A 22,325-nucleotide genomic window follows, 5' to 3' on the forward strand; every position below is an offset into this window, starting at 1 on the left:
CCACGGTCGCGGCCATGGAGCCGTCCGCCGTTCGAGAGCGCACTTGCGTGATGCAAGCGACATTAGAGGGGTAGTCTTGCATCACGCAAGTGATCCTCTGGGAGGTGGGGTCGCCATGCTCGGCAAGACCTACGACACGCAGGTGTGCTCGGCCGCCAGGGCGCTGGAGGTCGTCGGCGAGCGATGGAGCCTGCTGATCGTGCGTGACGTGCTGTTCGCCGGAGCGACCCGGTTCGCCGACTTCCAGCGCCTGGGCATCGCGACCAACATCCTGGCCAAACGCCTGGACAGCCTGGTCGACGCGGGCGTACTCGAACGGCGATCGAGCAAGGAGCAGCCCGACCGGGGCCGCTATGCCGCGACCGCGAAGGGGTTCGACCTGGCACCCGTGATCATCGCGCTGACGCAGTGGGGTGATCGATGGGCGGCACCCGACGGTCCGCCCATCCTGTATCGGCACACCGGTTGCGGCGGGGCCATCACCGAGCAGACCACCTGCGGCACCTGCGGCGAGGTCACCGACCTCGGGCAGATCCACGTCGTCCACGGCCCCGGCTTCCCCGAGGCCCTGATGTCCTCCCGGACCCCGCGGTGACACTCCGCTCCGGGAGATGAGGACTCAGCATGAATGATCACTCGCTCGTTGAAGCCGACCTGCTGGACAGGATGGAACGGAACCTGGCGGAACACGCCTGCCACCTGCACCGGAGCATGACCGGCGCGACCGTCACGGAGACCGATGACCTCCTGGTGGCCGACAGCGGCCTGGACGACGACACCTTCAACATCGTCGCCGCGGCCCGCTTCACCGTCGCCGACGCCACGGCCCGCATCAGCGAGACCGCTCGGACGTCGGCTCGCACCGGCCGCCGTTTCTCCTGGTGGGTGGGGCCCGCCTCGACACCGCCGGACCTCGGTGCCCGCCTGACGGCGGCCGGTCTGCCGGCGTCCGAACGCGAGACGGCGATGTGGGCCGAGCTGGACGACGCCCTGGCGCCGCCCGCCGTCCGAGGGCTGGACATCCAGCGGGTCGCCACGCCCGGACAGCTCGCCGACTACGCCACGGTTCTCGCCGCGAACTGGGATCCGCCCGCTGACACCGTCCGCCGCTTCTTCGCCCGGGCCGCCCCGCAGGCGCTGGCCGCGCACTGCCCGGCCCGGTATCTGGTCGGCTACGTGGACAGCCGTCCGGTCTGTTCCGCCGAAGTGTTCCAGCACGCGGGGGTCGCCGGCATCTACAACATCTCCACCCTGGCCGCCCACCGCAGGCGGGGCTACGGCGGCGCCATCACGCTCGCGGCACTGCGTACGGCCCGCGACCGAGATCATCGCATCGCGGTCCTGCAGGCGTCAGCAGACGGCGAGCCCGTCTACCGCCGCCTGGGCTTCCGCCCCTGCGGCCACTTCACCGAACACCCCATCGACCCCTGAACCCCGGGCGCTGGTTCACAGCCTCCTCTCAAGGGCCGGCCTCATCGACTCCGGTGTCACCGGGGCCGGCAGGGCCAGGCACAGGGCGTCCAGCGCGGCGGCGAACGCGTGCTCAGCGGGTGTGCCGTACCCGACGACCAGGCCGTCGCGTGCCGGCATGGCGCTGTCCGGATGGCGGTAGGGGCCCAGGCCGTCGAGGGCGAGGCCGAGGCGGCGGGCGGCGCGCAGGGTGGCCTCCTCCGTGCCGGGAGGAAGGTCGAGCACGGCGTGCAGGCCTGCGGCGATGCCGCTGACGGTGATGTGCGGGGCGCGCTCGGCGAGCGTGGCCGTGAGCAGGCTCCGGCGGCGCCGGTAGATCGCGCGCATACGGCGCAGATGGCGGTCGTAGGCGCCGCAGGCGATGAAGTCGGCCAGGGCGAGCTGGTCGGTGACGCTCGACCAGAACTCGCGCGAACCCTTGGCGGCGAGCACGTCGTCCACCAGCCGGGTGGGCAGCGCCATCCAGCCGAGCCGCAGCGATGGGGACAGGCTCTTGCTGGTCGAGCCGAAGTAGACGACGCGGTCGGGGTCGAGGCCCTGCACGGCGCCGACCGGTTCGCGGTCATAACGGAACTCGCCGTCGTAGTCGTCCTCCAGCACCAGGCCGCCCGTGGCGCGGGCCCAGTCGATGGCCGCGGCCCGCCGCCGGGGGTGCAGGGCGCCTCCGGTGGGGTACTGGTGCGCCGGCGTCAGCAGGACCGCTCGCACGTCTGTGGCGGGAAGGTCCTCGATCCGGGCGCCGTGGGCGTCCATGGTGAGCGGGACGGTCCTCAGTCCTGCCTCGGTCAGCAGGGAGCGGTGGAAGGCGAGCCCGTAGGCCTCGACGGCGACCGGGCCGCGCAGCACCTGGCACAGCAACCGCACCCCGTGCGCGTACCCCGAGCAGATCACGATGTGCTCCGCCGTGGTGCGTACGCCTCTGGTGCGCGCCAGGTAGTCCACCAGCGCCTGACGCACCTCGGGCCGGCCGCGGGGGTCGCCGACGCCGAAGGCGTCGCCGGGCGCGGCGGTCAGCGCCCGCCGGGCCGACGTGGCCCAGGCCGAGCGGGGGAAGGCGGCGGCGTCCGGGGAACTGGGCGTCAGATCGTGGACGATCCGCGGACGGGACGGACGCGCGGGAGCTCGCCGCAGGTCCGGCTCCACCGGCGCGGCGCGGTGCGCGACCTGGGTGCCCGAGCCCTGACGTGCGGTGAGCCAGCCCTCCTCGACGAGTTCGGCGTAGGCGGCGGCCACCGTGTTGCGGGCGATGCCCAGGTCCACGGCGAGGGCGCGGTAGGGCGGCAGCCGGATGCCGGGCGCCAGCCGTCCCGACCGTATGGCCTCGCGCAGGGCACGCATCAGCCGTACGCGGGCGCCGCCGCTGCCGGTGAGCTCCAGATGCAGGTCGCTGCCGCTCACGAATTGGCCCAGGAAAGAGACATGAGAATGCACCATATCGTGGGCCGATCACGCTTCTAGCGTGGTGGCATGACGAACGTTGCCATTGCCGAACGGATGAACCTCTCGCGTGTCGCCCCCAAGGTCTTCAAAGCCGTGCTGGCCCTGGACGCCGTGGCTCGCGAAGGGCTGGACCCCGTGCTGATCGAGCTGGTGCAGATCCGCGCCTCGCAGATCAACCGGTGCGCGTACTGCATCGACTACCACACCGGCGACGCCCGCCGGGCGGGTGAGAGCGAGGCGCGGATCTACCAGCTCAGCGCCTGGCAGGAGGCCGGCCTCTACACCGCGAAGGAGCGAGCCGCTCTGGCGCTCACGGAGGCGGTGACCCTGCTGCCGCGAGGAGTCGAGGACGAGGTGTACGACGAGGCCGCGCGGCACTTCGACGACAAGGAACTGGCCCAGCTCATCGCGCTGATCTTCACGGTCAACGCCTGGAACCGCATGAACGTGACCACGCGCAAGACCCCCGGCACCGAGTAGACCCGCCGTTCCCCGCCGCCGGGCGGTGGCCGCCTGCGTGCGGCCACCGCCCGCGCCCTGACCACATCCGGAAAGGCCCACACCCATGACCGCCATCGACGCCGGGTCGCCGGACGCGGCCCAGGACCCCTCGCCGGTCCGGGGCTGGCTCGCGATCCTCGCCGTCACGCTGGGCATCTTCGCCCTGATGACGTCCGAACTGCTGCCCGTCGGACTGCTCACCCCCATCGGCACCGCCCTCGACCTGTCCGAAGGCACCACCGCGCTCATGGTCACCGTGCCCGGGCTGGTCGCCGCCGTCGCGGCGCCGCTGGTCACTGTGGCCACCGCCCGGATCGACCGCCGCCTGGTGCTGGTCGTGCTGATCGGCATCGTGGGCGCGGCCAACCTCGCTTCCGCCTTCGCCACCAGCTTCGCCGTCGTCCTGCTGGCCCGTTTCTTGATCGGCATCAGTGTCGGCGGCTTCTGGTCCCTGGCCGGCGGCATCGCCCTGCGCCTGGTGCCCGAACGCCACGTGGCCCGCGCCACCGCGGTCGTCTTCGGCGGCGTCGAAACCGCCTCCGTGCTCGGCGTGCCCGCCGGCACCCTGACCGGTGACCTCGCCGGCTGGCGCACCGCGTTCGCCGCCGTCGGCGTGCTCGGCCTGATCTCGCTGGCCTGCATGGTCATCGTGATGCCGAAGGTGGCGCCGCAGCGCACCCTCACGTTCGCGGACCTGCCGCGCGTGCTGCGCACCCACCGCGCCGTACGCACCGGCCTCGCCATGACCTTCCTGGCCATCACCGGGCACTTCACCGCCTACACCTTCCTGCGGCCCATCCTCCACGACGACGGCGTCGCCGACGGCATGATCAGCGTGCTGCTGCTCGTCTTCGGCGTCGCCGGCATCTGCGGCAACTTCCTCGCCGGCGCCCTGGTCACCACGCGCCTGCGGCAGACGGTGTGCGGCATCGGCCTGCTGCTCACCGCCGCCATGGCCGCCGTCGCGATCGGCAGCCACGACGTCCGGTCCGCGGCTGCGATCCTGGTCGTCTGGGGACTGGCGTACGGCGCCGTCCCGGTCACCTTCCAGACCTGGATGCTCAACGCCGCCCCTACCGCCACCGAGGCCGCGTCCTCCCTGTACGTCTCGACGTTCAACCTGTCCATCGCCCTCGGCGCCTTCGTCGGCGGCCTGGCGGTCGATGCCGCCGGCGCGGTGAGTGTGCTGTGGATCGGCGGCGCCCTGGCCGTTCTGGTGCCGCCGCTCGTCACCGTCGCGGGCCGCCGGACATGACGACCTCGCCGCACGAGTGGTGTTGAGGTGTGTCATCAGCTCTCAAATAGTCGCGCGAGCTGCGCCTGACACCGTGACAGGGCGGCTCGGCACCAACCGCTCAGCATGTCTGGTCGACCACATCCGCGCCGACATCCGACAGCACGGCACCCCGAGGAGGTCGCCCCACTCGACGCCGCCGAGAGCAGTGACGAGCGCCAGCATGAGAGGCGCACGGAGGTCGTCAGATTGCATGATGGTCTTCGCAGTGCTCGGCGAGCCGGCCCCCCGGCGTCGTCGGCCCGGATCCGGTCGCTCGACTCGAACCGCGTGCTGCACCGGGAATGGTCGTCGGGATGTCCGACCGTGCCGCACTCACGCTTGCCGGCGTCGGACCGGGACCGCGACTCGGCGAAGATCCATCACCGCCGGACAGTCCGGCGGGAGGGAGGGTCAGGGGCGGAGGCCGGTGAAGAGGTCTTCCTCGTGGTCGGGGGCGTTGACCTTGTTCAGCTTCCGTTCGAAGGCCTCGTGGGAGAACGCCTGGTGCTGGGCCTCGTCGGGCATGCGGAGGAGGAAGATGTTCTCGCCCTGGCTCTCGTGGGCCTTGAGGGCCTTGAGCTTGCGCTCGACGTAGGGGGTGACGTCGACGACGGCGTTGACCCGCTCGTCGGGGGTGCCGAAGTCGTCGGACGGCTCGAAGCCGCCCAGATCGACGCCGCTGTCGCGCATCAGCTCGAACATGCGCTTGATCGCCGCCCGGGGGATCGCCGTGTAGTAGAACTTGTCGGGGATGCCGGTCGCCTCGACGGCGGCCACCGTGATGCGGTGGGCCTGCACGTGGTCGGGGTGGCCGTAACCGCCGCCGCCGGTCTCGTCGTAGGTGATGACCACCTGCGGGCGGTAGCGCTCCATCAGCTCGCCCAGCCTGGCGGCGGCCACCTCGACCGGCACGTTGGCGAACGCGTCCGGGTGGTGGTTGGTGTCCCAGCCGTCCATGCCGGAGTCGCGGTAGCCGAGCAGCTCCAGGTGGTCGATGCCCAGGTGCGCGACGGACTCGCGCAGCTCGGCCAGCCGCCGCTCGGCCACCCTGGCGGCGTCGTGCCCCTCCTCGCCTGGTTTGACGCCGCCCGTGTCGTCACCCTGCTCGCCGTTGGTGCAGGTGACCAGCACGGTGCGGATGCCCTCGTCGGTGTAGCGGGCGAGGACGCCGCCGGTGCTCAGGCACTCGTCGTCGGGGTGGGCGTGGACGACCATCAAGGTGAGTTCCCGATCCATGAAGGGAACCCTACTCGGCGCGTGCGACACTTCCGGCCGCGCGTCCCGCGGCGACCGCGGCGGAGCGGCCGGGTTCGCGGCGACCGCGGCGACTGTCGAGGAGGAGTGGGAGAGACGACCGGCGGGTCAGGCGCCGGCGATCAGCGTCGCGGCCTTCCGGCGGGCGACGGCGGCGGCCGCGCGGTCGCCCAGCCCGTCGGCCACCGCCGCCTGCTTGAGCCAGTTGAACGGGCTGCACGGCCGCACGCCGATCCGCTCGCTCACCAGCGCCCGCGCCAGCTCGTGCCGGCCGCCCCGCAGCGCCGCCTCCAGCAGCGTCTTCTGCACGGCGTCCCGCTGGGCGTGGCTGCCGCCGAACTCGCCGACCCGGTGCCGGATCGGGTGCAGCAGGTCGACCACCGCCGCGAAGTCGCCCCGCCCGTACGCCACCAGGGCCCGGCACACCGGCAACCCCACCCGCAGCGTCATCGCGACGTTGGTGACCGCCGGACGGCACTCCAGCGTGTACGCCTCCCGCGAGGCGATCAGCTTCTCCGCCTCCCCGATCCGCCCGGCCCCGACGTACGACATGACCGCGTGCACGTCGTTGAAGGCGTAGAACGGCTCGGCCACCAGCGGCGGCCACGCCTCGGCCAGGGCCTGCCAGCGTTCGTGCTGGTCGGAGCCCTCCAGCAGGAGCCGCCAGAGCAGCGCGGCGGCGTCCAGCAGCTCCATGGACGTGCGCCCGCCGGCCAGCGCCGCGTCGTGCACCTCCAGCGCCCGCCGCGTGTCGCCGCTCTCCAGCGCGTAGAGGGCGTAGTGCCACCAGGTGTGGACGTTGAAGAACGTGCCGGTGGACCAGTCGTCCAGGCGGGCGTCGAGGTAGCGCACGCCCTCGCCGAAGCGGCCCTGCATCTCGTAGGTGTGCACGACCGCGTGGATGCCCCACACGTCGCGCGGGTTGAGCTCGACGGCGCGCAGGCCGACCTGCTCCGAGCGGTCGTAGTGGCCGGCCTCCTCCAGGCCGAAGGCGTACATGCCGAGCAGGTGGCCGAAGTGCCGGTCGTCCTCGTGCCAGGCGGTGAGCGCGCCGCCGATCCGGTCGCGCAGCGAGCGGGCGTCGCCGGTGAAGAAGTCGAGCTGGTGCCCGACGGCCAGGGCCAGCGCGTCGCGCGGGTGGGCGACGGCGATCTCGGCGAGCAGCGCGCCGCAGGCGGTCAGGTCGCCGTCGAGCAGCGCCTGGACGGCCGCCACGTGCGCGCGCTCGCGCGGCAGCAGCGACGACTCGTCGGCCCGGCGGCGGAAGGACGCGAACCGGGCGCGCGCGGCACGGGCGCCGGCCGCCTCGGTGGTCAGCAGGTCGAGGTAGGCGGCCAGCACGTTGCCCATCGGGAAGCCGGGGGAGTCGGCCAGCGCGGCGGCCGTCTCGGCGCCGACCTCGGCCCGGAAGTGCAGCAGCTCGTCGATCGCCTGGTCGTAGTGGCGCGCGGCGGCGGCGCTCGCGCCGGACATGGCCAGGCCGTGCTGGTCGGTGGTCACCCGGCCACTGTAACCGCGCGACCGTCGGCGGCTCAGGGCAACGGCACGCCGGCCTCGGAGCTCATTCGCATCCGTACGACCCCACAAGACCCTTGTCCCGATAAGTCGCCAGACGTAATGTTTGTGGCCGAACAAGGTGAAGGAGAGCCATGCGTCTGGAAGACGTCGACCTCGCCGACCCCGGCCGGTTCACCGACGGAGTGACCCCCTGGCGCATGTTCGACGTGCTGCGCGCGCAGTCGCCCGTCCACTGGCAGGACGAGCACGGGCACGGCAGAGGCTTCTGGGCGGTCACCAGGCACGCCGACATCGTGGCCGTCGGCCACGACCCGGAGACGTTCACCTCCGAGGGCTTCACCAACCTGGAGGAGGTGGACGAGCGGCAGGCCGCGATCCGGCGTTCCCCGCTGGAGACCGACGGCCCCCGCCACCACGCGCTGCGGCGGCTGCTGCTGCGCGACTTCTCGGCCAGGGCGGTGGCCGGCTACGAGGTGTTCCTGCGCGGCCTGACCGCCACGACCCTGGACGCCGCCCTGCCCAAGGGCGAGTTCGACTTCGTCAAGGAGGTCGCCGCCGACTTCCCGATCAACGTGCTGGCCCGCATGCTCGACGTGCCCGACACCCAGCGGCTCATCGACTGGGGCAACCAGATCATCGAGAACACCGACCCGGAGCGGCTGCGCGAGAGCGAGGAGTTCAAGGACCTGCCCTTCCGCAGCCCGGCCTCCCTCGAGGTCTTCGAGTACGGCCGCGAGCTGGCCGCCCGCCGCCGCGGCGGCCACGGCACGGACCTGGTCAGCAGGCTCGTCAACCAGGAGCCCGTGGACGGCCTGCCGCTGTCGGACCGCGACTTCGACAACTACTTCCTGCTGCTGGTCGTGGCCGGCAACGAGACGACCAGGCACGCCGTCTCGCACGCCATGCTCGCCCTCATGGAGCACCCCGCCCAGCTCGACCGGCTGCGCGCCGACCCGGCGCTGATGCCCCGGGCCGTGGACGAGTTCCTGCGCTGGGCCTCGCCCGTCTACCACTTCCGCCGCACCGCCACCCGCGACGTCACCCTGCACGGCCGCCGCGTCGCCGCCGGCGACAAGGTCGTCATGTGGTACGCCTCGGGCAACAGGGACGAGCGCGTCTTCCCCGACCCGTACCGGTTCGACGTGGGCAGGGACGCCGACGAGCACCTGACGTTCGGCAGGGGCGGGCCGCACTACTGCCTCGGCGGCGCGCTGGCCAGGCTGGAGATCCGGGTGCTGTTCGAGGAACTGCTGCCGCGCCTGCCGTCGATCGAGCTCGCCGGCGAGGTGCGCAGGGTCCGCTCGAACTTCGTCAACGGCATCAAGGAGCTGCCGGTCAGATGCTCTCCAGGTGCTCCATGACGCGCCTGAGCGAGCCGGCCAGCTCGCGCCGCTGATCGCTGTCGAGCTCCTTGACCACGAACGCCTCCTGCCGGTTGAACTCCGGGAACAGCTCGCGCATCAGCCGCTCGCCGGTCGCGGTGAGCGCCAGCATGACCCGGCGGCCGTCCGTGGGATGCGGGAAGCGGCGCAGGTGACGGTAGGACTCCAGGGTCTTGACCACGCCCGTGAGCGTGCCCTTGGAGATGCCCGCCTCGGCGGCGACGTGGCGGGTCTCGCTCTCGCCCCAGATCCACACCACCCACATCACCACGAACCCCGTCCAGGTCAGGCCGGTGTCGCGCAGGACGGTCTGCTCCAGGTGGTTGCGGATGGCCGAGGAGGCCCGGTAGACGTTCGACACCGCCCACATGGCCTCGAAGTCGATGTTGAGGTCGCCCAGCCGCTGGCCGATGGCCTCCTCGGTCTGGCGCAGCGTGTGGTGTCCCGTCATGGCACGAAAGTATATTCGGTACCTAACAATCTTCGCGTTCGCCGCTCACGAACGGGACCAAACGACCCGGCCGCCGAACACCGTCAGGTCCACCGGCGCGGCCACGACGTCGTCGTCCGCCGTCGCCGCGCTGACGCACAGGTCGGCGACCTTGCCCGGGGTGAGCGTGCCCTTCCAGCCCTCGGCGAAGTCCTGCCGCGCTCCGGCGATCGTATAGGTGGCCAGGGCCTCGGCGAGCGAGACGCCCTCGCCATCGCGGTCGACCAGCGCCGCCACGCCCGCCCGCCAGTCCGGCGCGGTCACCGGCGCGTCGGAGCTGCACGCGGTCAGCACGCCCGCGTCGATCGCCGAGCGGGCCGGCCACTCCTGCTCGGCCGCCCGCGCGCCGAACAGCTCGCGCGTGGTGCCCGACTCCACGCGCTGCAGCACCGGCTGGAGGTTGATCCCGTAGCCCAGCTCGCCGAGCGTGGCCAGCGCCTGCTTCGAGGCGAACTGGCCGTGGATCACGTAGTGGCGGGGGTCGGCCCTCGGGTGCTCGCGGGAGATCGCGGCCAGCGCGTCCACGACGGCGTCCACGCCCCGGCTGCCCACCACGTGCACGCCCGCCTGCAGGCCGGCCACGTGCACCAGGCGCAGGATCTCGTCCAGCTCGGCGACCCGCTCGGCGTCCGTGCCGCCGTGCGTGCACAGCGAGCCGTGCCCGCCCGACGGGTACGCCTCCCGCATCCAGGCCGTCTCCGACGGCGGGATCCCGTCGGCGAACACCTTCACGCCCAGCAGCCGGACCAGCCGCTCGTCCACGCCGTCCAGGTCGTCCGGCAGGCGGTCGAGGTAGGCGGCGGTGTCGGCGACCGAGGCGCCCGACATCGGGCTCGGCAGGCCCAGCACGCTCACCCGCGCGGTCAGCTCGCCGGCCCGGGCGAGCTCCGCGTACGCGCCCAGCACCCCCGGCCCCATGCCGCCCGCGAACGCCTCCCCGCCGCCCGGCCCGAGGCCCGGCTCGGTGAAGCTGGTGATCCCGGCCCGGTTCAGCTCGGCCACCACCTCGCGCAGCACCCGCGTCAGCCCGCCGGGCGGCGGCGGCACCAGGCGCTGGACGAGGCCCTGGTCCCCGTGGTGCAACAGGCCGTCGCCGTCGTCGGGCAACCCGGCCAGCCGGAGCGCGGCGGAGTTCGCCCACGTCGTGTGGCCGGAGAAGTCCTGGAGGAGGACGGGATGGTGGGGGGCGACGTCGTCCAGGTCCGTCCTCGACGGCGACCGGCCCTCGGCCAGCCGGCCGGGGTTCCAGCCGATCCCGCGCACCCACTCGCCGGGCCCGGCCGCGCGTACCGCGGCGGCGACCCGCTCCCGCACCTCGGCGATCGACCCCACCGCGACGTCCACGCAGAACGGCGGGCGGGTCAGGCCGTAGCCGCAGGCGTGCAGGTGGGAGTCGTTGATCCCGGGCAGCAGCACGCGGCCCCGCAGGTCCACCACCTCGGCCGCGCTCCAGCCGGCGGCGTCGCCGACGTGCGCGATCACGCCGTCGCGCACCGCCACGCCGGTCGCGTACGGCCGCGCCGGGTCCATGGTGAGCACCCGCCCGTTGACCAGCAAAAGATCCGCGTTCGTCATGAATCATCTCCCAAATAGGCGCGCCTGAGCGCGGCATCCGACTCGCGCAGCGGCGCGGGGTCGCCGCCGTAGGTGATCGCGCCGTGGGCCAGCACGTACGCGCTGTCGGCCAGGGCCAGGGCGGCGTGCGCGAACTGCTCGACCAGCAGCACCGCGCAGCCCTCGTCGGCCAGCCGGCGGATCACCGGCAGCAGCCGGCGCACGACGCCCGGGGCCAGGCCGAGCGACATCTCGTCGAGCAGCAGCGCCGCGGGACCGGTCCCGATGGCCCTGGCCAGCACCAGCATCTGCTGCTCGCCGCCGGACAGCAGCCCGGCCCGCACGTCGAGCCGCCGCTCCAGCTCGGGGAACAACTCCAGCGCGCGCCGGGGGTCGCCGGCCAGGGCCAGGTTCTCGCGCGTGGTGAGCGTGGCGAACACGGCCCGGCCCTGCTCCACGTGCGCCAGGCCGTGCCGGGCCCGGTGGGTGCGCGGCCGGCCGGTCAGCGTGGTCCCGCCGAGGACGATCTCGCCCCCGGCGGCGGGCAGCACGCCCGAGACCGCTTCCAGCAGCGTGGTCTTGCCCGCGCCGTTCGGGCCGAGCAGCACGGTGACCTGCCCGCGCGCGGCGGTCAGCGTCACGCCCCTGACCACCGGCTGGCCGCCCCTGGCCACGGTCACGTCCCGCAGCACGAGGTCCATGGGGACGCCTCCCGTCCGCCCGCTCACGCGGCGGGCTCCTGGCCCAGGTAGGCCCGCAGGACGCCGGGCTCGGCGAACACCTCGGCGGGCGGTCCCTGGGCGATGACGCGGCCGAAGTCCAGCACGGTCACGCCCGTGCACGCCGCCCTGACCAGGTCCAGGTCGTGCTCGATGAGCAGGACGGCGGCGCCGTACCGGGCGGGGACCTGCCGCAGCCAGGCGCCCAGCCGTTCGCTCTCGGCGTGCCCGAGGCCGGCGGCGGGCTCGTCCAGCACCGCGACCGCGGGACGGGCCAGCAGCGTCCCGGCCACCTCCAGCAACCGTCTGCTGCCCACGTCGAGCGCGGCGATCGGGTCGCCGGGCGCCGCCGCCACCAGCCCGGCCAGGCCCTCCGCCAGCTCGGCGTCGCTGAGGGCGCGGCGCGCGGCGAAGCGCAGGTACTCGCGCACCGACAGGCCCACCGGCACCCGGTCCTGCTGGAACGTGCGGCGCAACCCGGCCCTGGCGCGCCGGTGGACCGCCGTGCCGCCCCGGGCCCCGGCGACGGCCACGCCGCCGACCTCGACCAGGCCGCCCCCGGCGGGCACGAACCCGCTGATCGCGTCGACCAGGGACGACTTGCCCGCGCCGTTCGGTCCGACCAGCCCGTGCACCTCGCCGGCGAGCACGGTGAGGCCGACGCCGTCCACGGCCACGACCTGGCCGTACCGCACGCTGACGCCCTCGATCCGCAACGCCGGCGGCCGTCCGTCCGGGCCGGGCGCGGGGAGTTCGGGCGCCGCCGCCGCGGCGGGCACGTCCGGCCCGGCGCCGGACCCGCGCGAGCGGCGGGCACGGCGGGCACGGCGGGAGCGCAGGGCGGCGCGCAGGCCGTCGCTCATGCCCGAGCCCTGCGTCATCGCCTGCACCGCGCCCACCGCGAACACGACGTTGGCCCACTGCTGCGGCACGCCGAACCGCCGCAGCAGCTCGCTCACCAGCACGCCCAGCGCCCCGCCGATGAGCGCGCCCTCGGCGTGGTGGGCGCCCGCCATCACGGCCACGGCGTAGGCGACCAGCGACTGCCCAGGGTCGAAGTTGCGCGAGACCACCATGGCGAGCTGCCCGGCCAGCAGCGCCCCCGACACGCCCGCGATGAAGGCGCTCACCGCGAAGGCGCTCAGCTTGGCCCCCGGCACGCTGGTGCCGGCCGCCGCCGTGGCCCGTTCGGACTCCTTGAGCGCCCGCCACGACGCCCCGAGCCGGGTCCGCCGCACCACCGCCAGCGCCACCGCCACCAACGCGAAGACGCCGCAGCAGAACAGGAAGAACTGGCGGTCGGAGGTCAGCCCCGCCGGACGGCCCACCACCACGCCCTGGCTGACGCCGGGGAAGGAGTTGGCGGCCATCACGACGTCCACGGTCGCGGCGAAGCCAAGCGTGACGATCGCCAGGTGCACGCCGCGCAGCCGCAGCGCCGGCAGGCCGATGAGCAGCCCGAACGGCACGGCGGCCAGGCCCGCGAGGGGCAGCCAGACGTACAGGCCGCCGGGGACGCCCCAGACGTTGAGCTGGGCGGTGGTCCAGGCGCCGATGGCGGCGAAGGCCATCTGGCACAGCGACACCATCCCGGCCTGCCCGGCCACCACGCCGAGGCTCTGCAGCAGCACCCCGGAGATGACCGCCGACATCGCCAGGAACACCCAGTACGCCGGCAGCCCGGCGGCCAGCCCGTAGGCTCCCGCCGCCATCAGGACGCCCGCGGCCGCCCACCGCGCCACCGGCCCGTCAGCGGGACGCATCCCACACCTCCCGCCGCCGGCTCCACACCAGGATCAGCAGGATGGCCGCGAACGGCACCACGTCCCGGTACTGCTGCACCACCGCCGACCCCGCGAGCACCCCTTCGAGCAGCCCGAGCGCCAGGCCGCCGGCCAGCGCCCCGGCCAGCCGCCGCAGCCCGCCGAGCAGCGCCGCCGCGCAGGCGGGCACGATGAGCATGCTCAGCGACAGGATGTCGCTCGACCGCACGGGCGCCACCACCAGCAGCACCAGCGACGACAGCGCGCCGGCCAGGGCCCACACGGTCACGGTGAGCGCCCGGGTGCCGATGCCCAGCAGCTCCGTGGTCACCGGCCGCTCGGCCATGGCGCGCAGGCGCAGGCCCAGCGGCGTCCGGGTGAGCAGCAGCCAGGTGCCCGCGCCGATCACCACGGCCAGGGCGAGCAGCACGACCGCGCCCTGCGTCACCACCACCCCGGCCAGCGTGGCGACGCGGCCCGCGGCCGGGTTCGGCAGCACCCGCGGCTCGTCGCCGAAGGCGATGTAGGCCAGCGCGATGATCCCGATGAGCTGCGCGATCGACACCGCGGTACGGGTCTGCGGCCCGCTCTCGGCGAACCACCGCGTCATCACGAACCCGCACCCGGCCGACACCAGCGCCCCCGCCGCCACCCCGGCCAGGGCCGCCGCCCAGTACGGCCACCCCGTCCCGGCGAGCGCGGCCATCACGTACACCCCGGCCACGCCGGTCGCCGCGACGGCCAGGTTCACCGTCGCGGTCAGCCGGTACATGGCGGTGAGCAGGAGGCCGAGGGCGGCGAACGTGCCACCCGCGGCCAGCCCCGAGACCAGGCCCTGGAGCATCAGCCGAGCGTCCCCGGGTAGCGCACCCACTCGCGGGTGACCACGTGCCACGCGCCGCCCCTGAGCTGGACGATCTTGCCGGCCCGGTTGGAGAAGTGCCTGGGGGCCTGCCCGAACTCGTACGGGGTGCCGGTCATCGGGGTCTGGACGGGCTTGAGCGCCTGGAAGGCCGCCGTCACCGACTCCCGGGTGATCGGTCCCTTGATCGTCTTCAGCGTGTCCACGAAGTACGTGGCCGCCAGGTAGCCGCCCTGGCCGAAGGAGGTCAGCGGCACGTTCTTGGAGGTCATGAGCGTGCGCCAGTCCTTCAGCGCGGGCGAGTCGGCCTCGGTGAACGGCTCGAACTCGGCGTTGGCGTACATGCCGTCCCCGTCGGCGCCCAGGGCCTTGGCGACGGCCTCGGTGTAGGGGGCGGTGGTCATCAGCCAGTCGATCCCGCTGACGCGCTGCTGCTTGACGACCTTCATCCAGGAGATCGCCATCGGCTCGGTGCCGTTGTACAGGACCGCCTGGCAGCCCTCCCGCCGGGCCCGCAGCACGAACGGCGTCGGGTCGGAGTCCGGCTTGACCGTGCGGTCGTCCAGGGTGAGCTTCTTGCCGGTGAGCGCGGTCCAGCTCTTCACGGCCCCGCCGTAGGCGTCGTTGGTGTTGCCGAGGATCGCCAGGAACATGCAGACCTTGTCCCGTTTGAGCACCTCGGAGGCGTAGTAGAGGTTGATCGCCATGTTGAGGTACGGGCCGGTGTTCACCGGGGAGATCGCCGGGGACTCGAAGCAGGTCGGGTCGACGCCGGTGCCCTGGACGGAGACGATCCGCGACTGCCGGTAGAAGGGGGCGTTCACGGCGCAGTCGAGCAGGCTGGCCGAGCCGACCAGCGCCACCACGCCCTGGTTGGTGACCACGTCCCGGGCGGCCTGGGCGGCGGCGGCCGGGTCGCCCTTGTCGTCGGCGCTGACGTACTCGATCTTGTGGCCGTTGACGCCGCCCTGCTCGTTGACCCGGTCGAAGACGGCCTTGGCGGCGGCCGAGGAGTCGGGGAAGGTGACCGCGCCGCTCAGCGAGCTGACGCCGCCCACCTTGATGACCTCGCCGGCGGCCCTGGACGAGGCGGCCGGCGGGTCGTCGGACAGGCCGCACCCGGCGGCCAGCAGCAGGGCGGCGAGCGGGACGGCGAGTGCCCTCATGGGGATCATGGGCGACCTCTCTGCGGATTTTGGAGGGATCGTAAGGTGCCAAACGATTGGGTTCAAGAGCTAGCTTGCTGAAGATCGTTCGGGTATGAATGCAAGATGAAGCAACCGCGCATGCAACTCGTGCTGTCCGAGAACTGGACGATGACCTCGGCCCGCGACCTGCCGGTGCTGGTCCGGTGGGCGCGTGAGGCCGAGGACGCCGGGTTCGACTCGGTCATGATCAGCGAACACCTGGTGCTCGGCCCCGACGCCGGCGCCCGGGGCCGCATGGCCAACCCCCGCGAGTACGCGCTGCCCGGCAACCAGGACCCGTTCACGCCGTGGCCGTACTCGCTGGGCCTGCTGGCGGCCGTCGCCTCGGTCACCACCCGGCTGCGCCTGGCTGCCGCCGCGGTGCTCGCCCCGCTGCGCCACCCGCTGGCGCTGGCCCGCGAGCTCGGCACGCTCGACCTGCTGTCGCAGGGCCGGCTCGTCGTGCTGCCCACCGTGAGCTGGAGCCGCGACGAGTACGCCGCGCTCGGCGTGCCCTTCGAGCGGCGCGGCGAGCTCCTCGACGAGCACCTGGAGATCTGGGAGCTGCTCTGGCGGGACTCGCCGGTCACCTACCACGGCCGGCACTACCGGTTCGACGAGGTGTACTTCGAGCCGAAGGCCTACCGGGAGAGCGGGCCCGCGCTGTGGTTCGGCGGCGCGCGGACGAGCGGCCACCTGCTGCGCCGGATGACCCGCTGGGGCAGCGGGTTCAACCCGCTCGGCTACCCGCCCGCCGAGGACATGAAGGCGCTGGCCGACGGCATGAAGGCGGCCGGTCGGGACATCGGCGAGCTGGAGCTGGCCGGCGGCACGCGGGCCGTCTTCCCCGACGCCGTCTCCTGCGCGCCGCTCGGCCCAGCCCTGGAGCACATCCCGGCCCGGATGGCCGAGGGGTACACCACGTTCTGCATCAAGCCGTCGCAGTTCATCGACGACCCGGACGGCGTCGGCGCGTTCTGCCGCGAGGTCATGCGCCGCGTGGGCGAGCTGACCGGCTGAAAACGTCGCGCGGCCGGCCCTCATCCGGCCGCGCGACGGGATCATGGGACGAGCGCCTCCCGGACCAGGGCCGTGTCGGTGAACTGCTCGAACCGGGTGGCCACGCCGTCCGCCAGGTGCCAGACGTGGGTGAAGCGCACCCTCATCGACTTGCCGGTGGCGCGGTAGGTGCCGCTGTAGTGGCCGATCACGACGACCACGTCGCCGCCGTCCACGAACTCCTCCGGCTCGGCCTGGTAGCCGTCCCACTCGCTGCCCAGCTTGGCGAACACCTCCGACAGCACCTGCTGCGGCCCCACGTACGTGCCCGCGTACGGGAAGCCGGCCATCTCCGTCCACCGGGCCTGCGGGCCCAGCAGGGACACGATGCCGTTCACGTCGCCGGCCGCCGAGGCCGCGTAGGAGGCGCGTACGGCGTCGAGATTGTCGCTCATCTGTGTTTCTCCTCAGACCGGTTCCTCACCGGCCGGATAGGTGACCTGACCCAGCGGCTCGATGTGCGCGCCGCCGGGGGAGTGGTGGATCTCGCCCTCGCCCGAAAGGCCGAAGAAGGTGCCGACCGTGCGCAGGGCCGTCCAGTCGTAGAGCCAGGTGGCCGCGACCGGGATGCGGAACTCGCGGAAGGCGAACACGTACAGGCCGTCGGCGATCTTCCAGGCGGCGGCGAGATCGACGTCGCCGTGGCCGCGCTGCGCGCCGGCCAGGCACTGCCAGGCGTAGCGCTCGGAGCTGAGGTAGACGTGCTCGTAGAGGTGCTCGGGGCTGTAGCGGTACAGGGCCCGGCGGCCGATCAGCTCGCGGGTCGGCGCGGGCGGCTCGCCGGTGACCTCCCGGCCCTCGATCACGCCGGGGGTGAACGTCTGCGACACCCGCGGCTGCCCCGGGACCGGCTCGGGCGCGATGACCGAGACCACGCGCAGCGCCCGGCCCGTGCTGGTGTGCAGGACGGTGACCGTGTACTCGCGGGGCCGCTCGGCGTGCGCGCGGCCGACGTAGAACAGGTCCTCGCGCATGGCCACGGCCTCGTACGGCTCGGCGGGGCCGCCGTCGGCGTGCAGCTTGTAACGACCGGCGAAGGCCAGGGACGTCTTGCTGCCGTCGTCGAAGGTGAGGTCCACCTGGGTGCCCGCGAGCGCGTACGTGGCCGGAAGGCGGTTCGTGGCGATCCCGGGCGCGAAATCGTCCATGTTCTTCCAACCGGCAGGGCGATCGGTCATGGCCGCTCCTTCCTCCACGAATTCGTCTATGAAATCATATAGCTTCCCGTTGTAAAGGAGTAGGCGATGAGGCTCAAGGGAAAGGTCGCGCTGATCACCGGGGCGGGCACCGGCATCGGCGCGGCGACCGCCCGCAGGTTCGCCGCCGAGGGCGCCTCGGTCATGCTGACCGGCCGCCGTCCCGGGCCGCTGGCCGAGGTGGCCGCGGACCTCGGCGACGCGGCGGCCGTGGCCTGCGCGGACATGTCCGACACCGGCCAGGCGCGGGCGGCGGTCGAGGCGTGCCTGGGCCGCTTCGGCGGGCTCGACGTGGTGGTGGCCAACGCGGGCGGCCACGGGGGCGGGCCGGTCGGCGAGACCGACGACGCGTCCTGGCGGCTCAGCCTCGACGCCAACCTCAACACCTGCTTCGTGACCTGCCGGGAGGCGCTGCCGGCGCTGGTGCGGTCGAAGGGGGCGATCGTGGTCGTGTCGTCGATCGCAGGCCTGGCCGCCGGCCCGGCCGTATCCGGATATGTCACGACGAAACACGCGCTCATCGGCCTGACCCGCTCGATCGCCCGCGACTACGGGCCCCAGGGCGTCCGGGCCAACTGCCTGTGCCCCGGCTGGGTGCGCACGCCGATGGCCGACGAGGAGATGGACGTGCTGGTCGGCCGTGACGGCATCACCCGCGACGCGGCGTACGAGCTGGTCACCAAGGACGTGCCGCTGCGCCGCCCGGCCACCGCCGACGAGATCGCCGCGATCTGCCTGTTCCTCGCCTCGCCGGACAGCGCCGTCATGACCGGCAGCGTGGTCGTGGCCGACGGCGGCGCCACCGCCGTTGACCTGCCCACCCTCGCCTTCGACTGATCGCCGACGCCTAGGACCCCGTTTCCCGGGCAAAGGGGAGTTCTTCCGCAAACCCCCAGGAGGAACGGTGAGCACCGCACAGAGCGCGGGCCGCGAAGCCATGGACGCGGGCCGCGAGGCCAAGAACGCGGCCCGCAGAGCAGCGGACAGCCCGGCGATGACCACGCTGGCCCGCATCGGGCTGGCCTGCCGCGGCGTGCTGTACGCGCTGATCGGAGTGCTGGCGTTGCAGATCGCCTTCGGCGACGGCTCCCGCCAGGCCGACAAGTCCGGAGCCATCACCACCATCGCCGGACTGCCCTTCGGCCAGGTGCTGCTGTGGATCATGACGGTCGGCTTCGCCGGGCTGGCCTTGTGGCAGGCGTCGGAGGCGCTGTTCAGTCACCGCAAGGCGAGTGACCGCGCGCAGTCGGCCTTCCGCACCGGCGTGTACGTCCTGATCTGCGTGACCCTGCTGAGCGTGCTGCTGGCCGGTCAGGCCAAGTCCGACGACAAGCAGTCGCAGAACCTGACGAGCAAGCTGCTCGACCTGCCCGGCGGCCAGATCATCGTCGGCCTGATCGGGCTCGGCATCGTCGCCCTCGGCGTCTACTGGATCCACGAGGGCGTCACCAAGAAGTTCGAGCGCGAGCTCGACCTCGGCCGCATGTCGCCCAAGTCCCGCAAGGTGATGGAACGGCTGGGCCAGGCCGGCTACATCGCCCGCGGCGTGATCACCGGCGGCGCCGGCGTCTTCGTCGGCTACGCGGCGGTCACCTTCGACCCCGACAAGGCGGGCGGCATCGACGCCACCCTGCGGCGCTTCGCCGACACGCCGGTGGGGCCGTGGCTGCTCGCGGTGGTGGCCCTCGGGCTGCTGCTGTTCGCGGGTTACTGCTTCGGCGAGTCCCGCTGGCGCCGCACCTGAGGCCGTCCCGGCGGCGAACTGGCGGCGGGTCCCCGGCACGGGGACCCGCCGCTTCGTGTGTGCGCCCGGTCAGGAGGGGCGCCCGGCGACCACCGCGCGGCCCATCGCCGGGTCGTCGCAGAACGCGCCGTCGATGCCCAGCTCGATGAGCCTGGCCAGCCAGCCGGCCACGTCGCCGGTGGCCCGCCCGTAGACCGGGCTGGCCGGGTTCCCCCTGCGGTGGTCGGCGGGCAGCTGGGAGTTCTCGTTGCGGATCGTCCACACGTGCACCTCCAGCCGCCTGCGGTGGGCGTCCTGGACCAGCGTGGTCGGGGGCAGCGTCGCGCCCGCGGTGTCCACCGGGACCACCCGGCGGGTGTCCACGCCGATCCCGGCGGCGTACCGGGCCACCTCGCGCAGCCCGTCGGGGGTCACCATGTCGTCGTAGGTGCGGGTGCTGCCGGCGGCGACCCAGTCGTAGGGCGCGCCCCCCGAGGTGATGAGCTGGATGAGCGGCAGCCGCGTCCGTCCGCGCAGCTCGCGCAGGTTCGCCGTCTCGAAGGACTGGATGTACGCCTTGCGCACGTGGTACCGGTTCAGCACCTCCAGCAGCGGCTCCTCCAGCGACAGGCCGATCGAGTCGAAGTACGTCGGGTGCTTGGTCTCGGGATAGACCCCGACGCCGTGCCGCTGCGCCAGCTGGACGACCTCCTCGAACGTGGGGATCTCGGCCAGTCCGTCGAAGGTGGTGTTGTCCGGCCGCAGGTCGGGCACGCGTTCCTTGGCCCGCAGCGTCTTCAGCTCGGCCAGCGTGAAGTCCTCGGTGAACCAGCCGGTGACCGGCCGGCCGTCCACGGCCTTGGTGGCCCGCCGATCGGCGAACTCGGGGTGGGCGGCCACGTCGGTCGTGCCGGAGATCTCGTTCTCGTGCCGGGCGACCAGCACGTGGTCCTTGGTGGAGACCAGGTCGGGCTCGATGTAGTCGGCGCCCATGGCGATGGCCGCCTCGTAGGACAGCAGCGTGTGCTCGGGCCGGTGGGCGCTCGCGCCCCGGTGACCGATCACGACGGGTGCCTGGCCGCGGCGCTCGGCCGTGGCGGATGGCGTCTGGGTCAGCACGACAGCGACCGTACCGCCGGCCAGGACGGCGGCCAGCACGCTCGCGAACAACCTGCGCGTCGTCATGCGGGCACGGTAGACCGCCGAGGTGGCCCGGACGTTACGCCCGGGCGCACAGTGCAGAACGGTGAAGGACGTGGCGGGACGGGTTCAGCCGAGGCCGAAGCGGGGGATCGGCAGGTCCTCGGTGGCGACGTGCACGATGTGCGCCTCGGTGTAGACGTCGATGCTGTGCCGGCCGCCCTCCCTGCCCAGGCCGCTGGCCTTCACGCCGCCGAAGGGCGTGCGCAGGTCGCGGATGTTCTGGGAGTTGATCCAGAGCATGCCGGCCTCGACGGACTGGGCCAGGCGGTGGGCGCGGCGCAGGTCGCTGGTCCACACGTAGGCGGCCAGGCCGTACCGGGTGGCGTTGGCCAGCTCCAGGGCCTCCTTCTCGGTGGCGAAGGGGGTGACGCAGACGACCGGGCCGAAGATCTCCTCCTGGAAGATGCGCATCGCGGGCGTCACGTCGGCGAAGACCGTGGCGGCCAGGAAGTTGCCCTCGGGCAGGCCGTCCGGGCGGCCGCCGCCGGCCACCAGGCGGGCCCCCTCCTCGACGCCGGCCCGTACGTAGGACATCACCCGCTCGTAGTGCTCGGGGTGGATGAGCGCGCCCAGCTCGGTCGCCAGGTCGTGCGGCGGGCCGACGCGCACCCGCGCGGCGCGCTCGGCGAGCCGGGCCACGAACTCCTCGTAGACGGTGTCCTGGACGAGCACCCGCGAGCTGGCGGTGCAGCGCTCGCCGTTGAGCGAGAAGACGCCGAAGACGGCCGCGTCGAGCGCCCGTTCCAGGTCGGCGTCGTCGAAGACGAGCAGCGGGGACTTGCCGCCCAGCTCCATCGACAACGTCTTGAGGCCGGTGGCGGCGTCGCGCATGATCGTCTGGCCGGTGGTGGTCTCGCCGGTGAAGGAGATCACCGGCACGTCGGGGTGGGCCACCAGCGCCGCCCCGGCCCGCTCGCCGATGCCGTGGACGAGGTTGAACACGCCCTCGGGCAGCCCGGCCTCCTCCATGATCTCCGGCAGCAGGCTGGCCGAGAGCGGCGACCACTCGGCCGGCTTGAGCACCACCGGGCAGCCGGCCGCCAGGGCGGGCGCGAGCTTCCAGGTCTCCAGCATGAACGGCGTGTTCCACGGCGTGATCAGCCCGGCCACGCCGACCGGCTTGCGCACGACGTAGTTGAGCTGGGCCGAGCCGACGCGGTAGACGTCCTCGCCCAGGCTGCTGATGACGTCGGCGAAGAAGCGGAAGTTGTGCGCCGCCCGCCGGGCCTGGCCCCTGGCCTGGGTGATGGGCAGGCCGGTGTCGCCGCACTCCAGCTCGGCGATGCGCTCGTCGCGCGCCTCGATGGCCGCCGCGATGCCGCGCAGCACCGCCGCCCGCTCCTCGCCCGGCATCCGCGGCCACGGCCCGTCGGTGAACGCCGTGAGCGCGGCGCGCACGGCGAGGTCGACGTCCTCGGCGTCCCCGGAGGCGACGGTCAGCGCGGGGCGGTTGGTCGCGGGTTCCAGCGAGGTGAACGTCTGGCCGGACACGCTGGGCACATGGGCCCCGTCGATGTAGTGCTCCAGGTTCAACGGGCGATCTCCTTGCACTGGGACGGCGGCCCCCCGGCCACGGGTGCGATCGATCCCCTGTCGGACGTGCGGCCGGACCGCCCTGTCATGGCACTCCTCCTCCGCCCCGCCACGATGATTGCCCAGGTGGAAGGCCCAGCGGAAGGCCCCTCGCAACCCCGTCAAATCGTATAGGACATCGTCGATGATACATGG

21 protein-coding genes are annotated in these 22,325 nt (G+C 73.0%); 8 read left to right on the forward strand and 13 right to left on the reverse strand.

Annotated elements, in window-relative coordinates; all coding sequences use genetic code 11:
- The first annotated feature begins 115 nt into the window (after positions 1–115).
- Together AB0C33_RS11075 and AB0C33_RS11080 are read left to right on the forward strand one after the other, a co-directional pair.
- Positions 116–595, forward strand: a complete 480-nt coding sequence (locus AB0C33_RS11075) for a helix-turn-helix domain-containing protein (protein WP_358286089.1) — start codon at positions 116–118, stop codon at positions 593–595.
- Positions 596–624: 29 nt separating this feature from the next.
- A complete protein-coding gene (locus tag AB0C33_RS11080; RefSeq protein WP_358286091.1) occupies positions 625–1,431 on the forward strand; it encodes a GNAT family N-acetyltransferase in 807 nt (268 codons plus the stop codon).
- A 15-nt stretch (positions 1,432–1,446) separates the two neighbouring features.
- Here AB0C33_RS11080 and AB0C33_RS11085 read toward each other — a convergent pair whose 3' ends face one another.
- Positions 1,447–2,868 carry a PLP-dependent aminotransferase family protein gene (locus AB0C33_RS11085; RefSeq protein ID WP_358286093.1) on the reverse strand — a complete coding sequence of 474 codons (1,422 nt, stop codon included), beginning with the start codon at positions 2,866–2,868 and terminating at the stop codon, positions 1,447–1,449.
- 69 nt (positions 2,869–2,937) lie between these two features.
- On the opposite strand from AB0C33_RS11085, the gene AB0C33_RS11090 reads away from it, so the two are divergent.
- Together AB0C33_RS11090 and AB0C33_RS11095 are read left to right on the forward strand one after the other, a co-directional pair.
- Positions 2,938–3,390: a carboxymuconolactone decarboxylase family protein gene (locus AB0C33_RS11090; protein ID WP_358286094.1), complete on the forward strand. Its 453-nt coding sequence runs from the start codon at positions 2,938–2,940 to the stop codon at positions 3,388–3,390.
- 85 nt (positions 3,391–3,475) lie between these two features.
- Positions 3,476–4,666 carry an MFS transporter gene (locus AB0C33_RS11095; protein WP_358286095.1) on the forward strand — a complete coding sequence of 397 codons (1,191 nt, stop codon included), beginning with the start codon at positions 3,476–3,478 and terminating at the stop codon, positions 4,664–4,666.
- Between the two features lie 432 nt (positions 4,667–5,098).
- Here the strand turns inward: AB0C33_RS11095 and AB0C33_RS11100 are convergent, their stop codons facing one another.
- Both AB0C33_RS11100 and AB0C33_RS11105 read right to left on the reverse strand, forming a co-directional pair.
- Entirely contained in the window at positions 5,099–5,923 is an 825-nt protein-coding gene (locus AB0C33_RS11100; protein WP_352351323.1) for a PIG-L family deacetylase, read from the reverse strand.
- Between the two features lie 126 nt (positions 5,924–6,049).
- On the reverse strand, positions 6,050–7,441 hold the full coding sequence (locus tag AB0C33_RS11105; protein WP_358286096.1) for a tetratricopeptide repeat protein: 1,392 nt from the start codon (positions 7,439–7,441) through the stop codon (positions 6,050–6,052).
- A 149-nt stretch (positions 7,442–7,590) separates the two neighbouring features.
- On the opposite strand from AB0C33_RS11105, the gene AB0C33_RS11110 reads away from it, so the two are divergent.
- Positions 7,591–8,820: a cytochrome P450 gene (locus AB0C33_RS11110; protein WP_358286098.1), complete on the forward strand. Its 1,230-nt coding sequence runs from the start codon at positions 7,591–7,593 to the stop codon at positions 8,818–8,820.
- On the opposite strand, the gene AB0C33_RS11115 is transcribed toward AB0C33_RS11110, so the two are convergent.
- Genes AB0C33_RS11115 through AB0C33_RS11140 form a run of 6 tightly spaced genes read right to left on the reverse strand, consistent with a single transcriptional unit; the run spans position 8,795 to position 15,404 of the window.
- Entirely contained in the window at positions 8,795–9,292 is a 498-nt protein-coding gene (locus AB0C33_RS11115) for a MarR family winged helix-turn-helix transcriptional regulator (protein WP_352327198.1), read from the reverse strand. The two genes, AB0C33_RS11110 and AB0C33_RS11115, sit on opposite strands and share 26 nt — an antisense overlap.
- 45 nt (positions 9,293–9,337) lie before the next feature.
- Positions 9,338–10,906 (reverse strand): amidohydrolase family protein, encoded by a 1,569-nt coding sequence (locus AB0C33_RS11120; protein ID WP_358286100.1) that lies wholly within the window; start codon positions 10,904–10,906, stop codon positions 9,338–9,340.
- On the reverse strand, positions 10,903–11,586 hold the full coding sequence (locus AB0C33_RS11125; protein ID WP_358286102.1) for an ABC transporter ATP-binding protein: 684 nt from the start codon (positions 11,584–11,586) through the stop codon (positions 10,903–10,905). The genes AB0C33_RS11120 and AB0C33_RS11125 overlap by 4 nt, the downstream gene beginning before the upstream one ends.
- Positions 11,587–11,609: 23 nt before the next feature.
- Positions 11,610–13,367 (reverse strand): ATP-binding cassette domain-containing protein, encoded by a 1,758-nt coding sequence (locus AB0C33_RS11130; protein ID WP_358286104.1) that lies wholly within the window; start codon positions 13,365–13,367, stop codon positions 11,610–11,612.
- The gene (locus tag AB0C33_RS11135; protein ID WP_358286106.1) at positions 13,354–14,211 is read right to left on the reverse strand and encodes a branched-chain amino acid ABC transporter permease; all 858 of its coding nucleotides are present in this window, start codon (positions 14,209–14,211) and stop codon (positions 13,354–13,356) included. The genes AB0C33_RS11130 and AB0C33_RS11135 overlap by 14 nt, the downstream gene beginning before the upstream one ends.
- Entirely contained in the window at positions 14,211–15,404 is a 1,194-nt protein-coding gene (locus AB0C33_RS11140; protein WP_358286108.1) for an ABC transporter substrate-binding protein, read from the reverse strand. The genes AB0C33_RS11135 and AB0C33_RS11140 overlap by 1 nt, the downstream gene beginning before the upstream one ends.
- 96 nt (positions 15,405–15,500) lie before the next feature.
- Between AB0C33_RS11140 and AB0C33_RS11145 the strand changes: the two genes are divergently transcribed.
- Entirely contained in the window at positions 15,501–16,436 is a 936-nt protein-coding gene (locus AB0C33_RS11145; protein WP_358286110.1) for a TIGR03619 family F420-dependent LLM class oxidoreductase, read from the forward strand.
- Between the two features lie 41 nt (positions 16,437–16,477).
- Here AB0C33_RS11145 and AB0C33_RS11150 read toward each other — a convergent pair whose 3' ends face one another.
- On the reverse strand, positions 16,478–16,870 hold the full coding sequence (locus AB0C33_RS11150) for a nuclear transport factor 2 family protein (RefSeq protein WP_358286112.1): 393 nt from the start codon (positions 16,868–16,870) through the stop codon (positions 16,478–16,480).
- Between the two features lie 12 nt (positions 16,871–16,882).
- Positions 16,883–17,653 (reverse strand): MoaF C-terminal domain-containing protein, encoded by a 771-nt coding sequence (locus AB0C33_RS11155; RefSeq protein ID WP_358286114.1) that lies wholly within the window; start codon positions 17,651–17,653, stop codon positions 16,883–16,885.
- 66 nt (positions 17,654–17,719) lie between these two features.
- On the opposite strand from AB0C33_RS11155, the gene AB0C33_RS11160 reads away from it, so the two are divergent.
- Together AB0C33_RS11160 and AB0C33_RS11165 are read left to right on the forward strand one after the other, a co-directional pair.
- Positions 17,720–18,508 (forward strand): SDR family NAD(P)-dependent oxidoreductase, encoded by a 789-nt coding sequence (locus AB0C33_RS11160; protein WP_352351301.1) that lies wholly within the window; start codon positions 17,720–17,722, stop codon positions 18,506–18,508.
- Between the two features lie 67 nt (positions 18,509–18,575).
- Positions 18,576–19,415 carry a DUF1206 domain-containing protein gene (locus tag AB0C33_RS11165; protein ID WP_358286116.1) on the forward strand — a complete coding sequence of 280 codons (840 nt, stop codon included), beginning with the start codon at positions 18,576–18,578 and terminating at the stop codon, positions 19,413–19,415.
- A gap of 69 nt (positions 19,416–19,484) precedes the next feature.
- Here AB0C33_RS11165 and AB0C33_RS11170 read toward each other — a convergent pair whose 3' ends face one another.
- Both AB0C33_RS11170 and hpaE read right to left on the reverse strand, forming a co-directional pair.
- A complete protein-coding gene (locus AB0C33_RS11170) occupies positions 19,485–20,579 on the reverse strand; it encodes a glycerophosphodiester phosphodiesterase (RefSeq protein WP_358286118.1) in 1,095 nt (364 codons plus the stop codon).
- Between the two features lie 84 nt (positions 20,580–20,663).
- Entirely contained in the window at positions 20,664–22,130 is a 1,467-nt protein-coding gene (gene hpaE / locus AB0C33_RS11175) for a 5-carboxymethyl-2-hydroxymuconate semialdehyde dehydrogenase (RefSeq protein ID WP_358286120.1), read from the reverse strand.
- Positions 22,131–22,325 lie beyond the last annotated feature (195 nt).

It is taken from the genome of Nonomuraea sp. NPDC048881 (genome assembly GCF_040649795.1).
Lineage (GTDB): Bacteria > Actinomycetota > Actinomycetes > Streptosporangiales > Streptosporangiaceae > Nonomuraea.

Bases quoted from the DNA above. Each gene is read 5' to 3' on its own strand.
- AB0C33_RS11075 (WP_358286089.1), top strand. From the start codon at position 116: ATGCTCGGCAAGACCTACGACACGCAGGTGTGCTCGGCCGCCAGGGCG.
- AB0C33_RS11080 (WP_358286091.1), top strand. From the start codon at position 625: ATGAATGATCACTCGCTCGTTGAAGCCGACCTGCTGGACAGGATGGAA.
- AB0C33_RS11090 (WP_358286094.1), top strand. From the start codon at position 2,938: ATGACGAACGTTGCCATTGCCGAACGGATGAACCTCTCGCGTGTCGCC.
- AB0C33_RS11095 (WP_358286095.1), top strand. From the start codon at position 3,476: ATGACCGCCATCGACGCCGGGTCGCCGGACGCGGCCCAGGACCCCTCG.
- AB0C33_RS11100 (WP_352351323.1), bottom strand. From the start codon at position 5,923: ATGGATCGGGAACTCACCTTGATGGTCGTCCACGCCCACCCCGACGAC.
- AB0C33_RS11110 (WP_358286098.1), top strand. From the start codon at position 7,591: ATGCGTCTGGAAGACGTCGACCTCGCCGACCCCGGCCGGTTCACCGAC.
- AB0C33_RS11115 (WP_352327198.1), bottom strand. From the start codon at position 9,292: ATGACGGGACACCACACGCTGCGCCAGACCGAGGAGGCCATCGGCCAG.
- AB0C33_RS11120 (WP_358286100.1), bottom strand. From the start codon at position 10,906: ATGACGAACGCGGATCTTTTGCTGGTCAACGGGCGGGTGCTCACCATG.
- AB0C33_RS11125 (WP_358286102.1), bottom strand. From the start codon at position 11,586: ATGGACCTCGTGCTGCGGGACGTGACCGTGGCCAGGGGCGGCCAGCCG.
- AB0C33_RS11130 (WP_358286104.1), bottom strand. From the start codon at position 13,367: ATGCGTCCCGCTGACGGGCCGGTGGCGCGGTGGGCGGCCGCGGGCGTC.
- AB0C33_RS11135 (WP_358286106.1), bottom strand. From the start codon at position 14,211: ATGCTCCAGGGCCTGGTCTCGGGGCTGGCCGCGGGTGGCACGTTCGCC.
- AB0C33_RS11140 (WP_358286108.1), bottom strand. From the start codon at position 15,404: ATGATCCCCATGAGGGCACTCGCCGTCCCGCTCGCCGCCCTGCTGCTG.
- AB0C33_RS11145 (WP_358286110.1), top strand. From the start codon at position 15,501: ATGAAGCAACCGCGCATGCAACTCGTGCTGTCCGAGAACTGGACGATG.
- AB0C33_RS11150 (WP_358286112.1), bottom strand. From the start codon at position 16,870: ATGAGCGACAATCTCGACGCCGTACGCGCCTCCTACGCGGCCTCGGCG.
- AB0C33_RS11155 (WP_358286114.1), bottom strand. From the start codon at position 17,653: ATGACCGATCGCCCTGCCGGTTGGAAGAACATGGACGATTTCGCGCCC.
- AB0C33_RS11160 (WP_352351301.1), top strand. From the start codon at position 17,720: ATGAGGCTCAAGGGAAAGGTCGCGCTGATCACCGGGGCGGGCACCGGC.
- AB0C33_RS11170 (WP_358286118.1), bottom strand. From the start codon at position 20,579: ATGACGACGCGCAGGTTGTTCGCGAGCGTGCTGGCCGCCGTCCTGGCC.